The following is a 21,877-nucleotide window of genomic DNA, read 5'->3' as shown; positions in this document are numbered from 1 at the left end:
GCCCCCGAAGCCCTCGGGGCGCCCGGTCCGCGACGGGCCGCGGTCACAGACGCACGACGGTCACAGACGCACGACGTCCAGGTCCCGCGCCGCCGCGAGGTCCGGGCAGCCCGACAGCAGCAGCGCCTCGCGCAACTCGGTGTGCAGCAGCCGCAGTACGTGCCGTACGCCGGCCTCGCCGTCCGCGGCGAGGCCCCACAGCACGGGCCGGCCGCAGAGCGCGCCGTCGGCGCCGAGCGCGAGAGCGCGCAGGATGTCCGTGCCGCCGCGCACCCCGCTGTCGAGCAGCACCGCGCACCGCCCGCCGACCTCGTCGAGCACGGACGCCAGCGCGGTGACGCTCGGCGGCGCCGCGGCGAACTGCCGTCCCCCGTGGTTGGAGACGATCACTCCGGCCGCGCCGATCCCGACGGCGCGGGCGGCGTCCCGCGGGTCGAGGACGCCCTTGACGACCAGCGGCAGCGCGGTCTGCCCGCGCAGCCAGGCGAGGTCGTCCCAGCCGATCGCCGGGTCGAAGGCCAGCGCCGTGTGCGTGGCGACCGCGGAGGCCCCCGACGCCCGGTCGTGCGCGGCCGTGCGCCCCGCGGCGGCCGGGCCCGCGTCCGGCGCCGGGGCCAGATTGGCCGCCCGTACGTCGTCCGGCAGCGAGAAGCCGTTGCGGACGTCGCGCAGCCTGCGGCCCATGTGCGGGACGTCGACGGTGACGACGAGCGCCTCGCACCCGGCCGCCTCCGCGCGGCGGACCAGGTCGAGGACGACAGCGCGGTCGCGCAGCCAGTACAGCTGGAACCAGCAGACCCCGCCGACCGCGGTGATCTCCTCGATCGGGAAGCTGCTCAGCGTGCTGATGACGTACGGGACGCCCGCGTCGCGGGCGGCCCGCGCCGCGGCGAGCTCGCCCTCCGGGTGCAGCAGCCGCTGGTACGCCATCGGGGCCACCGCGAGCGGCAGCGCCGCCCGGCTGCCGAGCAGGGTGGCGGACGTGTCGGCCTCGCCCGTGCCGCCGAGGACCCTGGGCACCGGGCGCAGGGCGTCGAGCGCGGCCCGGTTGGCGGCCTGGGTGGACTCGTCGCCGCTGCCGCCGTCGACGAAGTCCCGTACGTCCGCGGGGAGTCGGTCCGCGGCGAGCAGCGCCACGTCGGCGATGCTCAGCGCGGCGGACCGGTGGTCCCCCTCGTGCGCGGGCACGGTCATGCGCCCGTCTCCTCCTGCCGTGCGCGCTCCATCTCCAGCTCGACGGCGCTGTACAGGGCCTTGATGTTGCCGCTGCCGAAGGTGCGGGCGCCCAGCCGCTCGATGACCTCGAAGAACAGCGTGCCGCGCGGGTGCGCCGACTTGGTGAAGATCTGCAGGAGCTGGCCGTCCTGGTCCTCGTCGACCAGGATGTTCAGCTCGCGCAGCGCCTCGACGGAGTGGCGGCGCAGGTCGAGCCGGTCGGGCACCTGCTCGTAGTAGGTGCCGGGCGTGCTGAGGAAGGCGAGGCCGGTGCCGCCGAGGCGGCTCACGTCACGGACGATGTCGTCGGTGGCGAAGGCGATGTGCTGGACACCGCCGCCGCCGTGCTCCTTGATGAACTTGTCGATCTGGCCCGGCTCGCGCGAGGTGTCCGGCTCGATCAGGGTGAGCGTGACGGCGCCGGAGCGGCTCTGCACGACCTTGGAGTCCATGGCCTGGCCGCCGACGACGATGCGCTCGGTGAAGACCATCTCGAAGTCGAGGACGGTCTCGTAGTACGCGACGGTCGGGTCCAGTTGGCCGGCCTCGAGGCAGACGGCGAAGTGGTCGATGGTGTGCAGGCCGACCTCGACCGGGGCGGGCGCCTCCGGCGCCGGGTCGCCCACCGGCGTGAGGCCGGGCAGCGCGAGGGCGTCCAGGCCGGCGGCGCGCTGCACGAAGGTGTGCGTCACGTCGCCGAACGCGCCGATGGTGGCGGTGACGACGCAGTCCCGCTCCTGCGGCTCCGCCACCGGACGGGCACCGCGCCGCACCGCCTCGGCGTAGGCCGCCGCGGCGTCGGGGGTGCTCAGCGCGATGTCGGAGACGCCGTCGCCGTGCCGGCCGACGTAGGCGGCCGCCGGGTGGTCGGTGCCGCGTGCGTCGGTGAGGACCAGGCGTATGCCCGCGCGGCCGACGGCGGCCGTGCGCGGGGCGCCGTCGGTGGCCCCGGGGCGCCCGTCGCGCGCGTAGACGCCCAGGCCGTAGTGCTGCACGAAGAAGTCGGTGGCCTCGGCGAGATCACCGACTGCGAATCCGACGTGATCGATATACAGATCGCCCAAGGGACTCATGACATTCCTTCTCAATACGATGATGATGGTGCGCGACGGGGAGGGGTAATTCAGGCGGCGGACTGCTCGCGGATGAAGCGCGCGAGGCGGTCGATGCCGACCGTGATTTCCTCCGGGGAGAGATAGCTGAAGGAAAGGCGGATCTGAGGCCGCGGCTTTCCGTCGCCGTAGAAGTGGTGCATCGGTGTCCACAGCACCTTGTGGTGGCGGGCCGAGTGTTCGAGGAGCGCGTCGTCGACGGGAAACGGAACGGTGAGGACGACGAAGAATCCGCCGCCCGGAGTGTTCCAGGTCACGCGCGGTGTCGCGGATTCGGGGAAATTGCGGGCCAGTTCGCCGAGCACGTGCCGCAGGTTGCCCTGGTAGAGCGCGCGTTCGCGGGCATTGGCGGTCCGCAGGCTGTGGCCGTTCGCCACGAGCTTGCCGCCGATGACGGCCTGGGCGATGGGCGGCGTATTCACCGTGAGCATGCTCTTGATCTTCGCCAGCTCGTCGGCGAGCAGGACGGTGCCGTGCGCGCCGTCCCGCCCGCCGCCGTCGCCCGCCTGCCCGTGGCGGACGCGCTGGTCGGCCACGACGAACCCGATGCGGGCGCCGGGCAGTCCGGTCTTGGCGTACGACCCGAGGTAGACGACCCTGCGCCGGTCGCCGTCGAGCGACTTGAGGGTGGGCAGCGGCTCGGCGCCCGGGGCGTGGAACAGCCCGTACGGGTTGTCCTCCAGGATGAGGAAGTCGTGCTCCTCGGCGAGGCGGATCAGCGCCTCGCGGGCGTCGGCCCCGAGGGTGGCGCCGGAGGGGTTGGCGAAGTCCGCCACCACGTAGCAGGCGCGCGGCCGCAGCCCGGCGGCTCTGGCCTCGACGACGACGCGGGCCAGGTCGTCGAGGTCGATGCCCTCGGCGCTCTCCCTCACGGGCAGCACCCGCATGTCCGTCAGCTCGGCGGCGCCGGTGGCCCCCACGTAGCAGGGCATCGGGGCGATCAGGACGTCCCGGTCGTCCCTGCGCAGCGCGCGCAGGGTGAGGAACATCGCCTCCTGGCAGCCGACGGTGACGACGACGCTCTCGGGGTCGACGTGGATGCCCTCGTCGACGGCGAGGTTCTCGGCGACGAGGTCGTGGATGATGCCCTTCGTGCGCCCGTACTGCAGGAGCGTGCGGCGCACCCGGGCCTCGTCGCCGCCGTGCGCGGCCCGCAGGTGGTCCTCGAAGACGCGCAGGTACCGGTGGACGTCCTCGGTGTCGAAGAACCCCTCGTAGGGCCGGCCCGCGGCCATGGAGAGGGCGTCCGGGAAACGGTGGGAGATCTCGTTCAGGAAGTTCATGGACTCGATGACCGGCGAGTCCAGGGAGCCGTGCATCCCGAGCGCGTCGAGCACGGCGCCGGTCTCCGCGCGACTGCCCGCGGGCGCCGAGTTCGCCGAGCCCGCTGAGCTCTCAGCGCCCGCCAAGTTCCCTGCGCCTTCTCGGCCTTCTCGGCCTTCTCGGCCTTCTCGGCCTTCTCGGTCTTCTCGGCCTTCTACGCCTTTTGCATCTCTGGAGTCTTCTTCGAGCGCACTTTGCGTACTTTGCGTACGTTGTGTACGTGACATGCGTGGCACTCGGCGGTATCCGCCGAATTCCCCCCCCTTTAAAACAGAACGGGGCAACGGCACATCGCTCGGCACTGCGGAATGGGAACCCGGCCCCCGCTGACGGGTCCCCGCGAAACGATCACGCGGCCACGACCGCGGCGCACGGGACACATCTCGCTCGATTGTTGATCGAATCAAGATCGATTCAATCACGTGGCCTGATTGAGCGTCAACCTGCCCGCACAGCGCGGCCCGTGCGGAGGCGGATAGCCTGCACCTCTTTGCCCGGACCGAGTTGACGTACGTCACGCGCCTTCAGCACGCCCGCGCCAACTGCCCGCAATGTGACGGGCATTGCACCGGGACCGCCGGACCCCGGCTGCCCTCCCGGCAACTGCGGAGGCTAGGCTCACCCCCGGGTGCGGAGCGTGCCCGGCCCGCAGTCCGAATCCTCCAAAGGGGTCGAGAAATGAATCTGGCCGCCAACGAGAACTTGGCGCATATCAGTAACGTGCTGATCTATTCGGCCATGGCCGTCTACACGTTGGCCTTCCTCGCCCATATCACCGAATGGATTTTCGGTAGCCGCAGCAAGGTCGGGCGCACGGCCGCCGCGCTGGTGGCGGAGGAGGAGGGCCGCGGCGCGGCCGGGGGGACGTCCCGGGCCCAGGCCGCCGAGGGCGGCGGCACCGCGGTGCTCGACCGGCCGAAGGTCGTCGAACGCTCGCGCTCCGAGCGCCGCGACGTCCCGGACGGCCCCGGCGCGCACGGCGACGACACCCAGGGCGACCTGTACGGCCGCATCGCGGTGTCCCTGACGGCGCTCGCCTTCCTCATCGCGGCCAGTGGCGTGGTCAGCCGCGCGCTGTCCGTGAAGCGGGCGCCGTGGGGCAACATGTACGAGTTCTCCACGACCTTCGCGACGGTCGCCGTCGGCGTCTACCTCGCCCTGCTCTTCGCCAAGAAGAACGTGCGCTGGATCGGTCTGCCGCTGGTCACCACGGTCCTGCTGGACCTGGGCATCGCCGTCACCTGGCTCTACACCGACAGCGCCCCGCTGGTCCCGGCGCTGCACTCGTACTGGCTGTGGATCCACGTCTCCACCGCCATCTTCTGCGGCGCGACGCTCTACCTGGGGGCGCTGTCCGCCCTGGTCTACCTCTTCCGCGACCGCTACGAGGCCCGCCTCACCGGCGGCCGCGTCGCCGCCAACGAGCGGGGCCTGGCCCTCGCCCTGCGCGACCGCAAGGGCCCGGCCGGCGCCCGCCTGGTGCTCTGGGCCCGCGTCGCGGGCAACGACATCCTGTCCCGCCTGCCGTCGTCGACGACCCTGGACCGCTTCTCGTACCGCATCAACGCCGCGATCTTCCCGCTGTGGACGTTCACGATCGTGGCGGGCGCGATCTGGGCGGGCGACGCGTGGGGCCGCTACTGGGGCTGGGACCCCAAGGAGGTCTGGTCCTTCGTGACCTGGGTCTTCTACGCCTGCTACCTCCACGCCCGCGCCACAGCGGGCTGGAAGGGCCGCAAGGCGGCCTACATCGCCCTGGCCGCCTTCGCCTCCTACCTCTTCAACTACTACGGAGTGAACTTCCTCTTCGGCGGAAAACACTCGTACGCGGGCGTCTGACCCGAGCACAGAGCACGCACACGCAAGCCCCATACGGTAAAGGGAGCCGGTCCCCGTGGGGACCGGCTCCCTTTACGTACGGCCTCCCGGAGGCCCGGACGCACGGGAAGCGCTCCACGAGGGCCACGCAGAGCGAACTGTTCGGTGTCGTGCAGATCAGGGATGCCTGACCTCCGCATTCGCTCAGCCAGAAGTCACCCGCTCACCAACTGCCTCTCCATGGGCGGCATCCGCGAGGGTGACGATGATCGCATCGAGCGGGAAAAGACCGAGCGTGTCTCCGCCTCGTGGACTACCGTTGCCCTGCACCGCGCTCCTTCCTCGGAGGGTCTACGCGACGCAGCCGAGGAACAGGCGATGCCCTTCGGTCCGGTGACTCAGCCCCATGGTGCGCTCCCGGCGGGAGCCATCCGGCGCCGTCACCGATCACATCGAAGGGGACGCATTCCCGTGGTTGCTGTCGAGTACATGCCCAAGCGTCGCACCTGGGTCCGTGATGTCATGGTTGGCATCGTGGCGAGCCTCGGCTCGAACCTGGCGTGGGCCTTGGCGCAGGTCGTGGTGCACCGCCTCGGCTGAGCCGGGCGGAGGGCGGGCCCCTGGGGCCCGCCCTTCTTCCTTCGCGGCCGGGTAATCTGCAGAACGTCATTGCGGCCCGACGGGCTTCCGCTCCGCTTCGGCTGAGTCACGAAGGACATGCCCCCACCCGCACGAGTCATCTCGTGCCTGGGGAACCTTCGTGCTCCTGCAACTGTCCGCAGCCGAACTCGGCCGACTCATCGTGGCCCCGGCCGGATCGGCGCTCCTTCCTGTCACCGAGCAACTGATCCAAGAGCATTCCCGGATCAAAGGAGAAGCGGCCGGCAAAGGTGACATCGCTTCCTGGAACAACAGCCTCCCCGTAGTGGTCAGAGCTTTGCTGGACTGCGGCCTCGACGAAGTTGAGGTGCAGGTCGAGGTCGACCTGCCCCACACCAACTCCGCGGTCGACCTGGTGCTGTGCGGTCGGCATCCCGGCACGGGGACGGATTCCTACCTTGCAGTCGAGCTGAAGCAGGTACGGCACGCCACGGTGGACCCCCTGTGCCCCATCGCCGTCGATCTCGGGTTCGGCGACGGAAAGAACAAACTGCATCCGGTCCGGCAGGTCCAGCGCTACTGCGAGTACATGCTGCGCTACCTACCCCATCTTCGTCAGAACGAGGATCAGTTGATGGGCGTGGCCTTCCTCCACAACGCGCGTGACGCGGATGTGGAGGCACTGTTCGCCCTGTCCGAAACGAACCACGGCTTCCTCTACACCCTCGACGATCTGGCCCGCTTCCGACGAGTCCTTACGTCGAGGTTCTCCCCCGCGTCCGGGAGGCGGGCCGCATCGGCCCTGGAGCAGGCCCGCCAGGACCCGCTGCTCAAGGTCACCGATGTCGCCCGCCAGCGCTCTGTCGTTGGTGGAGGACTTACGCTCCTCGACGAGCAGTACGTCGCCGTGGACCGAATCACGCGGCACCTGGAGAAGACCGCACGCTTCACCGGCTTCGACGTCGGATTGTTCTATGACGCCGCAGCCGCCCACAGCCCCGGCCCCGATCCGGGTGCCAAGCGCGTCTACATCCTGCGGGGCGGCCCTGGTAGCGGGAAGAGCGCCGTGGCCCTCGAACTCCAGCGTGCCCTCGGGCTCAAGGGCCGTGAGGCCGTTCTGGCCAGTGGGTCCCATGCGTACACAGAAACTCTGCGCGAGATCATGCTCAGCACGGCTCGCAGAGGGCAGACAGCGGACAAGCGTCGTGCAGCCGTCAAGCTGTACCGGTACTTCAACAGTTTCAGCGAGACCCCACAGGACAGCATCGATGTCCTCATTTGCGACGAGGCCCACCGCATGCGGCGCAGCTCGACGTACCGCTGGACTCCGAAAGAGCTGCGGGACGACGACAGGCCTCAGGCGACCGAGGTGATCAAAGCCGCCAAGGTACCCATCTTCCTGCTCGACGACCATCAGTCGATTCGCCCGGACGAAGTGGGCACGGCCACCTATCTCAAGGAGCTGGCGGAGGACATGGGCTGCGCTGTCGAAGTGACCGATCTGGAGGGCACGTTCCGAGCAGGCGGCAGCAAGCGGTACCAGCGCTGGGTCCAGCAGTTGTTGGGTCTCGACACCTCTGATCCGACCTCCTGGCAACCGGACGGGAAGATGTCTTTGCTGGTGACCGACTCGCCCGAGCAGATGGAGCAATTCATTCGGGAACGCCACGCGGAAAGAGCCACGGCCCGTATCACCGCGGGCTTCTGCTGGCCGTGGAGCAACCCGGACGACGAACAACTGATCCACGACGTATGCATCGGGGACTGGCACCGGCCTTGGAACGTGAAGCCGGAGCACAGCGTCCCCGGCGCTCCGCGATCGGACCTGTGGTCGACCGACCGTCGCGGTGTCGACCAGATCGGCTGCGTCTACACGGCACAGACCTTTGAGTACGACTGGAACGGCGTCATCATCGGACCCGATCTGCTCTTCCGCGACGGGAAATTCAAGGTGAACCGGAGCGCTTCGTGCGATCCCGCCTTCCGCGGTCCGATCGACGATGCGATCGTCACTCGGTGCATTCTCAACGCCTACCACGTACTCCTCACCCGAGGCGTCGTCGGCACTCTTGTCTATGCGGTCGACCCCGCGACCCACAACGAACTGCGCAGGCTCATCCCGGGCGCTATCGGCATGCAGCACTACGACGGCGCCCAGCCGAAGCTCACTGCCGAAGGATCAGCACTGCCACCGACCTACCGCAGACGGCACGGGTAACCTTGATCCCTACGTAGCTGCGGCCCGCCGGGCTTCCGCTCCGCCTGGCGGAGTCATGCATGAAGGAAACGCCCCCACCCGCACGAGTCTCTTCGTGCTGCCTGGGGGCCTGTCTTGCTGTTCCGCGACTCAGCCGCAACGGTCGCTGCCGAGTGCCATTCCGGCGCCCTGTTCTTCCGCCTGACGGAGCAGTTCGTGCACGTTCACGGCCATCGGCCCGGTCCGTCCGAGGTGCGCTCGTGGGAGCGAAGCATTCCCGTACTCGTGAGCGCGCTCAACGACGCCGGGCTCGGGCAGGTGGAGGTCCTTCTGGAATACGGACTGCCGTTGAACAGCAAGAGAGCCGACGCGGTCCTGGCCGGCGTGCACCCCGATACCGGGCTCCCGAGCTACGTCGTCGTGGAGTTGAAACAGTGGAGCAGCGCGGAACCCGACGACGAGGATCCGTCGCTGTGCCGGATCGACTCCTACGCACGGGCGGTACTCAATCCGATCGACCAGGTCCGCGGCTATTGCGAGTACCTCATCTCCTTCAACGGAGCACTCGCCGAGCATCCAGAACGCATCAACGGCGTCGCATATCTACATAACGCCACCGAGTTCGGCGTAAATGGCCTCTTCGAGGCCGAGCAGAATCAGTACGGTCAGCTCTTCATCGGCGCGCGACGCGGCGAGTTCATCGACTATCTGCGCACGAAGCTGGGTCCGGAATCCGGCGCCGCGGCCGCGGACGAACTGGTCAACGGGAAGATCGGCCCGTCCAAGCAGCTCATGGCAGTGGCCGCCCAAGAGGTCCGAGAACGTGAGCAGTTCGTGTTGCTGGACGAGCAGCGGATCGCTTACCGCACGGTCCTGAACGCCGTACGCCGGGCCAAGCAATCCGATCACAAGGAGATCGTGATCGTGACCGGAGGGCCCGGCACCGGCAAGAGCGTCATCGCACTGTCGCTCCTCGGTGAGCTGTACCGGCAGGGCAGCACCGCGCTGCACGCGACGGGTTCCAGCTCGTTCACGACGACCATGAGAAAGGTGGCGGGCGCCCGGAAGCGTGAGGTGAAGGATCTCTTCAAGTACTTCAACAGCTTCGTGGCCGCAGACCGCAACGGTCTCGACGTCCTGATCTGCGACGAAGCCCACCGCATCCGGGAGACATCGGCCAACCGCTATACACCGGCGTCGAACCGTACCGGCAAGGCACAGATCGAGGAACTCATCGACGCCGCCCGCGTTCCGGTCTTCCTGCTCGACGAGCATCAGGTCGTGAGGCCCGGCGAAATGGGCACGGTCGCGGAAATCAAGGAAGCCGCAGCGCAAAAGAGCCTCCAGTGTCGGGTCGTAACGCTGGACAGCCAGTTCCGGTGCGGTGGGAGCGATGCGTATCTCCGCTGGGTGGTACGCCTATTGGACCTTGAACCCGGCGGCCCGGTGGTGTGGGAACCCGACGACAAGATGCAGCTCACGGTCGCAGACAGCCCCCAGGAAATGGAAGCGTTCCTCGACGACCGCCGCTCCCAGGGGTACAGCGCACGCATGTCCGCGGGATACTGCTGGAAGTGGACGAAGAAGGTGCCGTCCGGGCAGGCGCTGCCCGCGGACGTCGTCGTCGGGGAGTGGGCACGGCCTTGGAACGTATTCGGTGACCGATCGGTCGCGGGCGCTCCCCCCGCCGCTCTGTGGGCGACCGATCCTGCCGGCTTCGGACAAGTGGGCTGCGTGTACACGGCCCAGGGCTTCGAGTACGACTGGAGCGGCGTCATCATCGGCCCCGACCTGGTGTGGCGCGGCGACCGCTGGATCATCGACCGTTCGGCGTCCAAGGACCCGGTCTTCAAGAAGTCCACACCGGACGCGGATGTGAACCGGCTCATTCGCCATACGTACAAGGTCCTGCTGACGCGAGGGATGATCGGCACGGTGGTCTACTCCACCGATCCCGAAACCCACGAGAAACTTCGTGCTCTGGCCACCGAGTCCATGGCCTTCACGTCCGTGTGATGCGCTGATCACCTCTCGACGGAGCGTGCCCCTGTACCGGGATGAGGGCACGCTCGCGTGAGCTGAATCGTGGGCGGAGGGCCCGACCCCGAAGAGTCGGACCCTTCCTGACCTGCACGTTTACCAGGTCAGCAACGTGGTCACGAGTGAGCCGCTACACGTTGAACCGGAACCTTCAACACAGCGCTCCCACCTGCGGAAACTTTCCCTCAGGTGATCATATCCAGCACACATCCAGCACCGTCAGGACTCATTCAGCACATCCAGCACGTCAGGCCGTGGAGACAGACACGCCTGACTCCTCGACCGCCGGACGCATCGCTGCATGACGTCTCGGCAACGACCCCACGCCTCGGGAACTAGGTGCCCGTGGATGTCCACTGTCGTCTTGATCGACTTATGACCGAGCCAGCGCGAGACCTCGCGGATCGGCACGCCGTTCGCCAACGCGGTCGAAGCGAAGAATTGCCGCAGACTGCTGGGCGTGTATTTGGCCTTGCCGTCCACGTCGACCACGCCTGCCGCCACGCACGCCTTCTTGAAGTGGTATTCGAAGGTGGAGGCGGTGGGCATCACACCCTTGCCACGCTGGCGCGGGGAGAAGAAGACCTCCAGCCGCCGACGTCTGCCGCGAAGCCCTGTGAAGGCCACGGGCACCGGCGCCCACCGCGACAAGTGGCCATCGATTTCCTGCTCGACGAACGGGGCTACCGGGACGTCCCGGTACTCACCCTCCGTCCGGTGCTTGAGCGGCACGAACGCTGTGCGGCAGTCATCGCGGTGCGCTTTGGCGCTGACCTGCCAGCGGACCCTGACGAAGCCGGACCGCAGGCACTCGATGGAGAAGCGAGGGCTTCGCTGGGGCGCTGGCCGGTGCCCGACTGCAGGTAAACCGCGAGCCGGTACTGCGGGGCGATGTACTCCGCGATCAGGTCAACCTCGCCCAACGTGGGAACCTCGTCCTCGTCCACCGAGCACGGGGCCGCACGGGACACCCGGACGCCGCGCGCGGGATTGTCCGGGATGCGTTTCTCAACGACGGCCACCTCCAGCATGCGGCCACCATCACCAATCGATCATTGATCGTGGAGACCGCCAACCCGGCACCGGAGGAGTGCAGCTGCTTGGCAAACTCCTCGAAGTCGCGCCGTGCCAGCCCGGCCACCATCTTCCGTCCCAGTCGCGGCACGAGATGGTTCTGGATGAAACCTTCGTAGTTGCGGCGCGTCGATTCACCGATGACCCGGCGCTCCAGCCATTCCTGAGCCCAGACCTCCAATGACACCCGCCCAGGCGCAGGATCGAAGCGGACGTCGGCCTTCTTGTCGTTCTCGACCTTGTCGGCGAAAGCGTCCGCACCATCCGACCCCACCCGCCGGGCAAACGACCTCTCCCGCTGCCGCCCTCGCCTACCGCCCGGCTCCCGGTACTGCACCGTCCACCCATGCCGACACCGCGGACGGTCATAGGGGAAGTTCCGGTCCCGGACGTCCTTCTTGCACCTCTGAAAAACGCTCGCCACCCAAGCCCCGATCCGTCACCCGGTCCGTGCTCGAAACCGTGCACTGGCACCCCAGGTCCCAGCAAGGCATTCATCGTCAATCCGCTCTTTCCAGCGAATATGGACCCGACCTCACCCGCAACCCTGGGCCCACCGAGCCCCTCACTGCACGCGCTCGCTCCCCAACACTCGCTGGCGCGTGAAGCGCACATCGACAGCGGAGGCCATACCGCAGTATGGTTAATGTATGGCTACCAAGAAGGTGACTATCACCCTCGACGAATCTCTGGTCGAAGCCCTGGCCGGAGCTGCCGAGGAAGAGGGCGTCCCGCTCTCCCGCCTCGTCGCCGGAGCAGCCGAACGCGAGCTACGTCTGCGGGCCGGCCGCGCAGTCATCCAGGAGTGGCAGGCCGAGCACGGCGCCTTCACCCCGGAAGAGCTTGCCGCCGCCCGCGCGGATATGGCCGCCGCCGACGCCGAGTACCTCAGTAATCCGGGAGCCTCGGCCGCGTGAACATCCCCTACCTGTACGACGCCGGAGTCCTGATCGCCATCGACAATGACGACCGGCGCATGTGGGCCCGACACAGCCTGGCCCTGGAGGACGGCCGGGACATCCGCGTCCCGTCCATCGTCGTCAGCCAGGCATGGCGGGACTCCCGCCGCCAGGTCAGACTCGGCAAGTTCCTCGCCGGCTGCCACGTCGTACCCGTCGGCCTCGAAACCGCCAAAACCGCCGGCATCCTCTGCGGCAAGGCAGGCACCTCCGACATCGTCGACGCCACCGTCGTGACCATGGCAGCCAGCCTCGGCGCCATCATCTGGACCTCAGACCCAGGCGACATCCGCACCCTCATCGACGCCCAGGACATCAAACCCGCCCCGGTCATCCGCACCGTCTGAGCGCCGATGCTCTCCGACGACCAGCCCGCGAGGGGACCCGGAGATCATCGAAGGAGACAGAGCCTCAGCACATCAGGAGTCAGGACGGCCGCGCATAGGGACGGAGGCATGGACGTTGGAGACCGAGGCAGCCCTTCCGACGCCTGCTCCAGCCGACTGGCCCCAGCCACCAACAGGGATCACTGGAAGAGCACGTCCGGGTGCTACACAAGCTGCCTGATCAACTAGAAGTCGTGGCAGCAAAACCGCTCGAAGGGCCAGCTTCCCGGACGGGGCGAAGGTCCAGCTGTGAGGGTGCCACAACGATTCCACCAACCACCCGAACCACTGGTGGGAATACGGTCCCACCGATTCCGACTCGGCCCTCCCCAACCTGTGGGAAGGCGGCATGCAGAGCGAGTGTGGGTTAAGTTCGAGAATCTGTTCGAAATTGAGCCTTGGGCGACAAGCTGACCGACGCGACCACGCACCACAGAGCTTACGTTGACAGGAAAGTAGCCTGTGTTGCCCTAGTGCTTTCCACCAGTGGCCCCACGTACCATGCGGCGCATGGCAGCTGATAACTCGTTCCCATACACGCCGACCCCTGGGAAGCTGGAACAATTCCTGGGAAAGCTTCAGGGCATGGGCGTGCCGACGAGGATCGACCAGCAGTACCTAGGCGCGGTGGGATTCGCGTCATCGAACAGCCGTCCGTTCATCCCGCTAATGAAGAAGGTCGGACTGCTGGACGGCTCCGGCAAGCCAACCGAGCTCTACACCAAGGGCCTCCGCGGCGGGGAGAGCGGTCGCGCCCTGCTTGCAGCGGGTATCCGTGCCGGGTATGACAACGTGTTCCAGACCTATAGCGACGCGTACAGCCGGTCTGACGCCGAACTGGCGGCCTTCTTCAAAAGCCACTCGGATTTGGATGACAAGAAGGTGGGACTCGCGGTCAAGACCTTCAAGACTGTTTGCAAGTTCGGCAACTTCAACTCGGTCGCCGGTGCGTCAGGCAATGAAGACGAGGGCGACGAGGACGATACCAACGAGCAGGCCGAGGTGACGAAGAGCCGTCGGCAACGCCAGCAGGGCAGCAACGGGTCAGGCTCGGTGGTCATCAACGTGAACATCGCACTCTCCGTCGATGCGACCAGTGACGCCGCCGTCTACGACGCGTTCTTCGCCGCCATGGCGAAGCACCTCAAAGGTCTGACGGATGGCGGCGCCTAGGACTCCGCGTGAGGTCGCCGACTGGGCGGCCAACGCGCAGGACGAACTGCGTAGGCTTCTCGCCAAGCGGGAGACCTCGACGTATCGCGTAATGACGGTAACCGAGTCCTACAACAAGCTGATGAACCTCAACATCAAGCAGGACAAGCTGTTTCGCGAGGCACTTCAGTGCGTGGAGCATGGGCTTTACCGGTCCGCGCACGTCACGTCATTCGCCGCACTGATGGATTTCATCCATGAGTGGATCGCGAACGACGCTTCCCGCCTCTCGGTGATCCAGACCAACTACACCGCGTGGAACATCAAGCGGGCTTCGGACTTTCGCGACCAGAAGGATCACACCCTCTTCGAAGTCATGAAGAAGCAGGATTTCATCACCAACGGCACGATGAAGGCCCTACAGGGGCTGCTGGCCAAGCGGAATGAGTGTGCGCATCCCGACGACTATGAGCCGGGCATCAACGACACGCTTGGTTACCTCGACGAGATGATGAAGCGGATTGCGGCGCTACAGAAGAAGTAGAGGCTGTCGACGGTAGGGGGTCCATCACCTGGCTGTCAGCTGTATCGGGGGCTTGCTCTGCCTGAAGTGACGCCCCCAGGCCCTGATACTTCCGCTTTATGGCGGTCCACGCCGTTCTTCGCGAACTGGTGGCGACGGCCCCTAACGCCCTGGCCACGTACGCGGAAGCATTGTCCAGCACTAGCGCGCACGGCCGTCACCGCTCACCTACCGGTCTGAGATCGATGCCGGGGCCGTCCGCGGCCAGGTTCCAGAAAAGCAGCCCCGCCACCCAGGCACGCCAAGCGAACACAGACGCGGGGCTTGTGCAGCGCCTTTGTCACCACGGGTCGCGATGGACGCGAGTTCATGGAGGCTATAGCAGTCCGGCGGTCGAAACAGTTCCGCAGCTCTGCCCCAACGCCTAGACCGAGTTGCCGCCAGCTTGCCGTGCAGTACTGGCAATCCAGCACGGTACGGAATCCCAGAGGTGACAACAGGTGTCACTAGATGGCCACGAACACGCCCCTCAAGGCCGCGCTCGAAGCTTCGTCATTCGCAAGCTCCTTGAAGCCATCAGAAAAGGGGCCCACCTCAAAGGCGAACCCCTTCTAACCTGTGCTTTCCGAAACCCCAGAAAGTAGTTTAAACTTCAATTAAATATTGAAGCGGAACTCCACCACATCCCCGTCCTGCATCACGTACTCCTTGCCCTCCATGCGCGCCTTGCCCGCCGCGCGGGCGTCGGCCACCGAGCCGGTCTCCACCAGGTCGGCGAAGGAGATGACCTCCGCCTTGATGAAGCCCTTCTGGAAGTCGGTGTGGATGACGCCGGCCGCCTCGGGGGCCGTCGCGCCCTGCTTGATGGTCCAGGCGCGGGACTCCTTGGGGCCTGCCGTCAGGTAGGTCTGGAGGCCGAGCGTGCGGAAGCCGACGTGGGCGAGGGTGGCGAGGCCGGGCTCTTCCTGGCCGACGGACTGGAGGAGTTCGAGGGCCTCGTCCTCGTCCAGCTCGGCGAGGTCCGACTCCAGCTTCGCGTTGAGGAAGATCGCCTCCGCGGGGGCGACCAGCGCGCTCTGCTCCGCCTTGAACGCGTCGTCCGTCAGCTCGTCCTCGTCCACGTTGAAGACGTAGAGGAAGGGCTTCGTCGTGAGGAGGTGGAGGTCGTGCAGGAGTTCTTCCTTGCCGCTGCCCTGGACGATGCCCTGGGAGAAGAGCGTGTCGCCCTTCTCCAGGATCTCCTTGGCCGCCTCGACCGCGGCGACCTTCGGCGCGATGTCCTTCTTGATGCGCGACTCCTTCTGGAGGCGCGGCAGGACCTTCTCGATCGTCTGGAGGTCCGCGAGGATCAGCTCGGTGTTGATCGTCTCGATGTCGTCCTTGGGCGAGACCTTGCCGTCGACGTGCACGACGTTCTCGTCCTTGAAGGCGCGGATGACCTGGCAGATCGCGTCCGACTCGCGGATGTTCGCGAGGAACTTGTTGCCCAGGCCCTCGCCCTCGCTCGCGCCGCGCACGATGCCCGCGATGTCGACGAAGTCAACGGTCGCCGGGAGGATCTTCTGCGAGGAAAAGATCTCGGCCAGCTTCGTCAGGCGGGGGTCGGGGACACCGACCACGCCGACGTTCGGCTCGATCGTGGCGAACGGGTAGTTGGCCGCCAGCACGTCGTTCTTGGTCAGGGCGTTGAACAGGGTCGACTTGCCGACATTGGGCAGACCGACGATTCCGATCGTGAGCGACACGTTGCGACTTCCCGTACGTGAGGGCTGTGGGTGGACGGCCCGGAGGGCCGGAGCGACCGTGGGGCGATCCCCCAGTCTACGGCGTGCCGTCGCCGCCCCCGCCTGCCCGTCTCCCGCGGGCCCCCGCCCGGTTTCCGGGCGTTCCCGGGCCGCTCCCCCGCCCGCCGCCGGAGCACCGCCGGCCCCGCACCGGCCCCGCACCCGCCCCTCACCCACCGAGCGCTCCCCCGCATCGAACGCATGGCCAAGGTCGGCCCAAAGGCGTGTCCCGTGCCGGGTTCGGCGCGGTGGCGCGCCTAGGTTGGTCCAGTGGAGCAACACAGGACGCGTCCCCCTCAGTCCGCCGCCCCCAAGACCACCTCGCAGGACCGGCCCCGCAGGCCCGCCCCGCTGCCCCCGCAGGGCCGGCCCGCCGAGTCCGGCACGGTGTACCGCGCCGGGCCGCGCGGGCGCCGGCCCGTGCCGCCGTTCGTCCGTGCGCTGCGCCGGGCGCCGCTCTACCGCGCGCTGCGCCGCACGCCCCTGCTGCGTACGCTGCGCCGCATCCCGAACCCCCGGCTGACCGGGCTCGGCAGCGGTCTCTTCTGCACGGCGGTGATGTTCCTGCTCGCCTGTCTGCTGCAGCTGGTCGCGGACGGTTCGGTCGTCGCGTACGGCGTGCTGTTCCTGCCCGTCGCCGCGCTCACCGCCCTGTGGGTGCGCCCGGCCGACCTGGTCACCGCGCCGGTGGGCGTGCCGATCGCCTTCGCGGCCGGGGTGCTGCCCGTCGCCGGGGGCACCGGCGGGTTCGGCGGACAGGTCATGGGGCTCGTGACGACGCTGGCGCTGCACGCGGGCTGGCTGTACGGCGGGACGCTCGTCGCCGGGCTCGTCGTGACCGTACGCAAGATCCGGCTGATGGCGCAGCGGCGGCGGGCCCGCCCGGCGTCCCGCCCGGCCCCGGCGGCAGCCACAGCGGCGCCGTCGTCGTCGGCGGCGCGCGGAAAGCGGCTGCCCACCGCCTGAGCCGGGCAGGCCGAGAGCGCGCCGAGAGCACGCTGGTGCAGGCGGAACGGTGTAGGCGGAACGGATACGGCACGGCCACCGCCACGGCACGGCACCGCTACGGCTACGGCTACGGCTACGGCTACGGCTACGCAACCGCCACGCCTACCGCTCCTCGGCCGCCGCCATCGCCGCTCCCACGATGCCCGCGTTGTTCTGCAGCTGGGCCGGGACGATCTCCGCCGAGATGCCCTCGATGAACGGCAGGAACTTGTGCGCCTTGCGGCTCACGCCGCCGCCGATGATGAAGAGCTCGGGCGAGAACAGCATCTCGACGTGCGCCAGGTACTTCTGGACGCGCCGCGCCCAGTGCTCCCAGCTCAGGTCCTCGTCCTCGCGGGCCTTGGACGACGCCTTCTTCTCCGCGTCGTGGCCGCGCAGCTCCAAGTGGCCGAGCTCGCTGTTCGGGACGAGGCGGCCGCCCGTGAACAGGGCGCTGCCGATGCCCGTGCCGAGGGTGAGCAGGATGACCGTGCCCGTGCGGTCGCGGCCCGCGCCGAAGTGCATCTCGGCGACGCCCGCCGCGTCCGCGTCGTTCAGGACGGTGACGGGGGCACCGCCGAGCCGGTCGGAGACCAGCGCGCGGATGTCCGTGCCGACCCAGCTCTTGTCGACGTTCGCGGCGGTGCGCGCCGTGCCGTCCGTGATGACGCCGGGGAAGGTCGCGCCCACCGGGCCGGTCCAGCCGAAGTGCTCGACGACCTCGCGCACGCCCTCGACCACCGCGTCCGGCGTGGCCGGATGCGGGGTCAGGACCTTGTGCCGCTCTTGTGCCAGGTCTCCACGGTCCAGGTCAACGGGCGCGCCCTTGATCCCTGATCCGCCGATGTCCACACCGAAGATCTGCATGGACCCAACGGTACGGGGCGCTCAGCCCCGCGACAGCTCGGCGGCCTCGGCGCGCAGGTCGCGGCGGAGCTCCTTGGGGAGCGAGAAGGTGATGGACTCCTCGGCGGTCTTGACGGTCTCCACGTCCGCGTAGCCCCGCTCGGCGAGCCACTCGATGACGCCGTCGACCAGCACGTCCGGCACGGAGGCGCCCGAGGTCAGGCCGACTGTGGTGACGCCTTCCAGCCAGGCCTCGTCGATCTCGTCGGCGCCGTCGACCAGGTGCGAGGCGGCGGCGCCCGCGTCCAGGGCGACCTCGACCATCCGGATGGAGTTCGAGGAGTTCTTGGAGCCGACGACGATGACCAGCTCGGCGTCCTCGGCGAGCTTCTTCACCGCGGTCTGGCGGTTCTGCGTGGCGTAGCAGATGTCGTCGCTGGGCGGCGAGAGGAGGTTCGGGAACTTGCCCTTGAGGGCGTCGACCGTCTCCATCGTCTCGTCGACGGAGAGCGTGGTCTGGGAGAGCCAGACGACCTTGTCGGGGTCGCGCACCTCGACGTTGGCGACGTCGTCGGGGCCGTCGACCAGGGTGATGTGGTCGGGGGCCTCGCCGGAGGTGCCGATGACCTCCTCGTGGCCCTCGTGGCCGATGAGGAGGATGTCGAAGTCGTCCTTGGCGAAGCGGACGGCTTCCTTGTGGACCTTGGTGACCAGCGGGCAGGTGGCGTCGATGGTGGCGAGCTTGCGCTCGGCCGCCTCCGCGTGGACGGTCGGGGCCACGCCGTGCGCGGAGAACATCACGATGGAGCCCTCGGGGACCTCCTCCGTCCGGTCGACGAAGATCGCGCCCTTCTTCTCCAGGGTCTGCACGACGTACTTGTTGTGCACGATCTCGTGGCGGACGTAGATCGGGGCCCCGTACTGCTCCAGGGCCTTCTCGACGGCGATCACGGCACGGTCCACGCCCGCGCAGTAGCCACGGGGAGCGGCGAGCAGGACACGGCGGGAGCCAGGCGTTGCAGTCATGCACACCATCGTAAGGCCGCGTCCAGCGCGTCAAAGATCGCCCGGTTCGAGAGACTGGGGGCCTGCGTTGATCTACGGAGGCACCATGTCCGGACAGTCCGCCAGTACGGGAGCCCATGCCGCGGGGGCCGAGCCCGCCGGGGGCGAGGGGCTGCGGCGCAGTCTGGGCTTTCGCGACCTCGTGGTCTACGGACTGCTCTTCATCGCCCCGATGGCGCCGGTCGGCGTCTTCGGGACGCTCGACGCGAAGTCGCACGGCGCGGTCGCGCTCGTCTATCTGGCCGCGACGGTCGCGATGGCGTTCACCGCGTTCAGTTACGCGCAGATGGTGAAGGTCGTCCCGCAGGCGGGGTCCGTCTTCGCCTACGCGCGCGCGGGGCTCGGCAACGGCCCCGGGTTCGTCGCCGGGTGGATGGCGATGCTCGACTACCTGCTGATCCCGGCGGTCGCCTACCTCTTCTCCGGGATCGCCATGAACTCGCTGGTGCCCTCGGTGTCCCGGTGGGTGTGGACGGCGCTGGCGGTGCTGATCACGACCGCGCTGAACCTGTGGGGCGTGCGGGCGGCGGCCCGGGTGGGCTTCGCGGTGCTCGCCATGGAGATCGTGGTGCTGTTCGTCTTCGTCGTGGCGGCCGTGGTGGTCCTGGTCAGGGACGGGGCGCAGCGCGACTGGCTCTCGCCGCTGACGGGTGACGGTTCGCAGGGCGCGTTCGCGCTGTCGGCGGTGGTGGGCGCGGTGTCGATCGCCGTCCTGTCGTATCTGGGCTTCGACGCCATCGCGACGTTCGCGGAGGAGGTGACGGGCGGGTCGGCGAAGGTCGCGCGGGCGGTGCTCGTCTGCCTGGCGCTCGCGGGCTTCCTCTTCATCCTCCAGACGTATCTGGTGGCCCTCCTGGAGCCGATGTCGTCGGCGCAGCTCGCCGCGGACCCGGTCAAGCAGGGGACGGCGTTCTACGACACGTCCGAGGCGGCGGCCGGGGAGTGGCTGTCGAAGCTGGTGGCCGTCAGCAAGGCGATCGGCGCGGCGTTCGCGGCGCTGGCCGGGCAGGCCGCGGCGGGCCGGCTGCTGTTCGCGATGGCCCGGGACCGGCGGCTGCCGAAGGCGCTGTCCAGGACGGACTCCGGGACGCCGCGGATCGCGCTGCTGTGCGCGGCCGTGGTGACGATGGTGGCCGCGGTGTGGGCGGCCCGCAGGGACGACGGCATGGACCACCTGGTGTCGGTGGTGGACATCGGCGCGCTGACGGCGTTCCTGCTGCTGCACGCGAGCGTGGTGGGCTGGTTCGCGGTCCGCCACCGCGAGGACGGCTTCGCGTGGTGGCGGCACGTGCTGGTGCCGGTCCTCGGTGCGGCGATCGTCGTGGCGGTCATCTGGGAAGCGGCGGGCTCCGCCCAGGTCGTCGGCGCGGTGTGGCTGGCGGTGGGTCTGGTGGTCCTGTTCGTCCAGCGGCGCGGCAGGGCGGAGGCGGCGTAGCGCGGGCGCGAGGGCTTGTCGGACCCGCCCGATACCCTCGGCGCATGGCTCTGAACACGTCCGCGGACGCCCCGCTCCCCGTGGGCGAGGTGTCCCGGCTCATCGGTGGCTGGATCGACCGGCTCGGCGCGGTCTGGGTCGAGGGGCAGATCACGCAGCTGTCCCGCAGGCCGGGCGCCGGCGTGGTCTTCCTGACGCTGCGCGATCCGTCGCACGACATCTCCGTGAGCGTCACGTGCTACCGCCAGGTGTTCGACGCGGTGGCGGACGTCGTCGCCGAGGGTGCCCGTGTCGTGGTGCACGCCAAGCCCGAGTGGTACGCGCCGCGGGGGCAGTTGTCGCTGCGGGCCGCGGAGATCAAGCCGGTGGGCGTCGGTGAGCTGCTCGCGCGGATCGAGCAGTTGAAGAAGAGCCTGGCCGGGGAGGGCCTCTTCGCGCCCGAGCGCAAGAAGCCGCTGCCGTTCCTGCCGCAGCTCATCGGCCTGGTGACGGGCCGCGCGTCGGCCGCCGAGCGCGACGTCCTGGAGAACGCGCGGCACCGCTGGCCGGCCGTCCGCTTCGACGTGCGCAATGTGCCCGTGCAGGGCGTGCACGCGGTCCCGCAGGTGGTGCAGGCCGTGAAGGACCTGGACGCGGCGGCCGGGGTCGACGTGATCATCGTGGCGCGCGGCGGCGGCAGCGTGGAGGACCTGCTGCCGTTCTCGGACGAGCAGTTGGTACGGGCCGTCGCCTCCTGCCGGACGCCGGTGGTCTCCGCGATCGGCCACGAGCCCGACAATCCGCTGCTCGACTACGTGGCGGACCTGCGCGCCTCCACCCCGACCGATGCCGCGAAGAAGGTCGTGCCGGACGTCGGCGAGGAGTACGAGCGCGTGCAGTGGCTGCGGGACCGCGCCCGGCGCAGCATGGACGCCTTCCTGGACCGCGAGGCCCGCGGTCTGGCGCACGCGCTGGCCCGGCCGTGCATGGAGCATCCGCACCGCATGGTCGAGGAGCGCGAGGAGCAGGTCGCGGCGCTCGTGGACCGCAGCCGCCGCACGCTCGGCCACCTGCTGGACCGGGCGGGCTCGGAGCTGACGCACACCCACGCGCGCGTGGTGGCGCTCTCCCCCGCCGCGACCCTCCAGCGGGGGTACGCGGTGCTGCAGCGGCCGGACGGCTCCGTGGTCCGGGACCCGGCGTACGTGACCGCCGACGAGGAACTGCGGGCGCGCGTCGCCGAGGGCACCTTCACCGTACGGGCGGTGGAATCCGCGTCGACGGCATCCGTGTCGTCGGCATCCGCGTCGACGGCATCCGCACCTGCAGATACCGCACCTGCGGAAACCGCACAGAATGATGACATTGCCGAGCATTAGGGT

The 21,877-nt window shown here is 68.6% G+C and carries 18 protein-coding genes; 11 read left to right on the top strand and 7 right to left on the bottom strand.

Annotated features, from left to right (window positions below; all coding sequences use genetic code 11):
• Positions 1–60 precede the first annotated feature (60 nt).
• Genes ACFYXE_RS02855 through ACFYXE_RS02845 form a run of 3 tightly spaced genes read right to left on the bottom strand, consistent with a single transcriptional unit; the run spans position 61 to position 3,646 of the window.
• Entirely contained in the window at positions 61–1,194 is a 1,134-nt protein-coding gene (locus ACFYXE_RS02855) for an alpha-hydroxy acid oxidase (RefSeq protein ID WP_389308231.1), read from the bottom strand.
• Positions 1,191–2,288, bottom strand: coding sequence for a 4-hydroxyphenylpyruvate dioxygenase (hppD, locus tag ACFYXE_RS02850; protein WP_389308229.1), 1,098 nt, complete (start codon positions 2,286–2,288; stop codon positions 1,191–1,193). The genes ACFYXE_RS02855 and hppD overlap by 4 nt, the downstream gene beginning before the upstream one ends.
• 50 nt (positions 2,289–2,338) lie before the next feature.
• Positions 2,339–3,646 (bottom strand): PLP-dependent aminotransferase family protein, encoded by a 1,308-nt coding sequence (locus ACFYXE_RS02845; protein WP_389309482.1) that lies wholly within the window; start codon positions 3,644–3,646, stop codon positions 2,339–2,341.
• Between the two features lie 682 nt (positions 3,647–4,328).
• Here ACFYXE_RS02845 and ccsB point away from each other — a divergent pair.
• The 4 genes from ccsB to ACFYXE_RS02825 all read left to right on the top strand — a co-directional run bounded on the left by ccsB (position 4,329) and on the right by ACFYXE_RS02825 (position 10,281).
• The gene (gene ccsB, locus ACFYXE_RS02840; protein WP_389308227.1) at positions 4,329–5,489 is read left to right on the top strand and encodes a c-type cytochrome biogenesis protein CcsB; all 1,161 of its coding nucleotides are present in this window, start codon (positions 4,329–4,331) and stop codon (positions 5,487–5,489) included.
• Between the two features lie 450 nt (positions 5,490–5,939).
• The gene (locus tag ACFYXE_RS02835) at positions 5,940–6,068 is read left to right on the top strand and encodes a DUF6408 family protein (RefSeq protein ID WP_389308225.1); all 129 of its coding nucleotides are present in this window, start codon (positions 5,940–5,942) and stop codon (positions 6,066–6,068) included.
• Positions 6,069–6,228: 160 nt separating this feature from the next.
• Positions 6,229–8,286, top strand: coding sequence for a DNA/RNA helicase domain-containing protein (locus ACFYXE_RS02830; RefSeq protein ID WP_389308223.1), 2,058 nt, complete (start codon positions 6,229–6,231; stop codon positions 8,284–8,286).
• 114 nt (positions 8,287–8,400) lie between these two features.
• A complete protein-coding gene (locus ACFYXE_RS02825; protein ID WP_389308221.1) occupies positions 8,401–10,281 on the top strand; it encodes a DNA/RNA helicase domain-containing protein in 1,881 nt (626 codons plus the stop codon).
• 243 nt (positions 10,282–10,524) lie between these two features.
• Here the strand turns inward: ACFYXE_RS02825 and ACFYXE_RS02820 are convergent, their stop codons facing one another.
• Positions 10,525–11,037: a tyrosine-type recombinase/integrase gene (locus ACFYXE_RS02820; RefSeq protein WP_389308219.1), complete on the bottom strand. Its 513-nt coding sequence runs from the start codon at positions 11,035–11,037 to the stop codon at positions 10,525–10,527.
• Positions 11,038–12,029: 992 nt separating this feature from the next.
• Here ACFYXE_RS02820 and ACFYXE_RS02815 point away from each other — a divergent pair.
• From ACFYXE_RS02815 to ACFYXE_RS02800, 4 genes are all read left to right on the top strand, one after another.
• The gene (locus ACFYXE_RS02815; protein WP_032790113.1) at positions 12,030–12,296 is read left to right on the top strand and encodes a hypothetical protein; all 267 of its coding nucleotides are present in this window, start codon (positions 12,030–12,032) and stop codon (positions 12,294–12,296) included.
• Positions 12,293–12,685, top strand: a complete 393-nt coding sequence (locus tag ACFYXE_RS02810) for a twitching motility protein PilT (RefSeq protein ID WP_389308216.1) — start codon at positions 12,293–12,295, stop codon at positions 12,683–12,685. The genes ACFYXE_RS02815 and ACFYXE_RS02810 overlap by 4 nt, the downstream gene beginning before the upstream one ends.
• A gap of 549 nt (positions 12,686–13,234) precedes the next feature.
• Complete coding sequence (locus ACFYXE_RS02805; protein ID WP_389308214.1) at positions 13,235–13,897, top strand: DUF5343 domain-containing protein; 663 nt, start codon at positions 13,235–13,237, stop codon at positions 13,895–13,897.
• Positions 13,884–14,420: a hypothetical protein gene (locus tag ACFYXE_RS02800; RefSeq protein ID WP_389308212.1), complete on the top strand. Its 537-nt coding sequence runs from the start codon at positions 13,884–13,886 to the stop codon at positions 14,418–14,420. Before ACFYXE_RS02805 ends, ACFYXE_RS02800 begins: the two co-directional genes overlap by 14 nt.
• 635 nt (positions 14,421–15,055) lie before the next feature.
• On the opposite strand, the gene ychF is transcribed toward ACFYXE_RS02800, so the two are convergent.
• Positions 15,056–16,144 carry a redox-regulated ATPase YchF gene (gene ychF, locus ACFYXE_RS02795; RefSeq protein ID WP_389308210.1) on the bottom strand — a complete coding sequence of 363 codons (1,089 nt, stop codon included), beginning with the start codon at positions 16,142–16,144 and terminating at the stop codon, positions 15,056–15,058.
• 309 nt (positions 16,145–16,453) lie between these two features.
• Between ychF and ACFYXE_RS02790 the strand changes: the two genes are divergently transcribed.
• Positions 16,454–17,149, top strand: a complete 696-nt coding sequence (locus ACFYXE_RS02790) for a DUF6542 domain-containing protein (RefSeq protein WP_389308208.1) — start codon at positions 16,454–16,456, stop codon at positions 17,147–17,149.
• Positions 17,150–17,293: 144 nt separating this feature from the next.
• Here the strand turns inward: ACFYXE_RS02790 and ppgK are convergent, their stop codons facing one another.
• Both ppgK and ACFYXE_RS02780 read right to left on the bottom strand, forming a co-directional pair.
• Positions 17,294–18,037 carry a polyphosphate--glucose phosphotransferase gene (gene ppgK / locus ACFYXE_RS02785; protein ID WP_389308206.1) on the bottom strand — a complete coding sequence of 248 codons (744 nt, stop codon included), beginning with the start codon at positions 18,035–18,037 and terminating at the stop codon, positions 17,294–17,296.
• A gap of 21 nt (positions 18,038–18,058) precedes the next feature.
• Positions 18,059–19,042 carry a 4-hydroxy-3-methylbut-2-enyl diphosphate reductase gene (locus tag ACFYXE_RS02780; protein ID WP_389308204.1) on the bottom strand — a complete coding sequence of 328 codons (984 nt, stop codon included), beginning with the start codon at positions 19,040–19,042 and terminating at the stop codon, positions 18,059–18,061.
• 85 nt (positions 19,043–19,127) lie between these two features.
• On the opposite strand from ACFYXE_RS02780, the gene ACFYXE_RS02775 reads away from it, so the two are divergent.
• On the top strand, positions 19,128–20,516 hold the full coding sequence (locus ACFYXE_RS02775; RefSeq protein WP_389308203.1) for an APC family permease: 1,389 nt from the start codon (positions 19,128–19,130) through the stop codon (positions 20,514–20,516).
• A gap of 44 nt (positions 20,517–20,560) precedes the next feature.
• Positions 20,561–21,874: an exodeoxyribonuclease VII large subunit gene (gene xseA, locus ACFYXE_RS02770; RefSeq protein WP_389308201.1), complete on the top strand. Its 1,314-nt coding sequence runs from the start codon at positions 20,561–20,563 to the stop codon at positions 21,872–21,874.
• The last annotated feature ends 3 nt before the right edge of the window (positions 21,875–21,877 follow it).

It is taken from the genome of Streptomyces sp. NPDC002564 (assembly GCF_042889645.1).
GTDB lineage: Bacteria > Actinomycetota > Actinomycetes > Streptomycetales > Streptomycetaceae > Streptomyces.
This window is presented reverse-complemented; position numbering and strand designations above follow the sequence as displayed.

What these genes read in the sequence shown, in the direction of transcription:
- xseA (WP_389308201.1), top strand. Translation starts at nt 20,561, where the DNA reads ATGGCTCTGAACACGTCCGCGGACGCCCCGCTCCCCGTGGGCGAGGTG.
- ACFYXE_RS02800 (WP_389308212.1), top strand. Translation starts at nt 13,884, where the DNA reads ATGGCGGCGCCTAGGACTCCGCGTGAGGTCGCCGACTGGGCGGCCAAC.
- ACFYXE_RS02845 (WP_389309482.1), bottom strand. Translation starts at nt 3,646, where the DNA reads ATGCACGGCTCCCTGGACTCGCCGGTCATCGAGTCCATGAACTTCCTG.
- ACFYXE_RS02855 (WP_389308231.1), bottom strand. Translation starts at nt 1,194, where the DNA reads ATGACCGTGCCCGCGCACGAGGGGGACCACCGGTCCGCCGCGCTGAGC.
- ccsB (WP_389308227.1), top strand. Translation starts at nt 4,329, where the DNA reads ATGAATCTGGCCGCCAACGAGAACTTGGCGCATATCAGTAACGTGCTG.
- ppgK (WP_389308206.1), bottom strand. Translation starts at nt 18,037, where the DNA reads ATGCAGATCTTCGGTGTGGACATCGGCGGATCAGGGATCAAGGGCGCG.
- ACFYXE_RS02815 (WP_032790113.1), top strand. Translation starts at nt 12,030, where the DNA reads ATGGCTACCAAGAAGGTGACTATCACCCTCGACGAATCTCTGGTCGAA.
- ACFYXE_RS02775 (WP_389308203.1), top strand. Translation starts at nt 19,128, where the DNA reads ATGTCCGGACAGTCCGCCAGTACGGGAGCCCATGCCGCGGGGGCCGAG.
- ACFYXE_RS02805 (WP_389308214.1), top strand. Translation starts at nt 13,235, where the DNA reads ATGGCAGCTGATAACTCGTTCCCATACACGCCGACCCCTGGGAAGCTG.
- hppD (WP_389308229.1), bottom strand. Translation starts at nt 2,288, where the DNA reads ATGAGTCCCTTGGGCGATCTGTATATCGATCACGTCGGATTCGCAGTC.
- ACFYXE_RS02780 (WP_389308204.1), bottom strand. Translation starts at nt 19,042, where the DNA reads ATGACTGCAACGCCTGGCTCCCGCCGTGTCCTGCTCGCCGCTCCCCGT.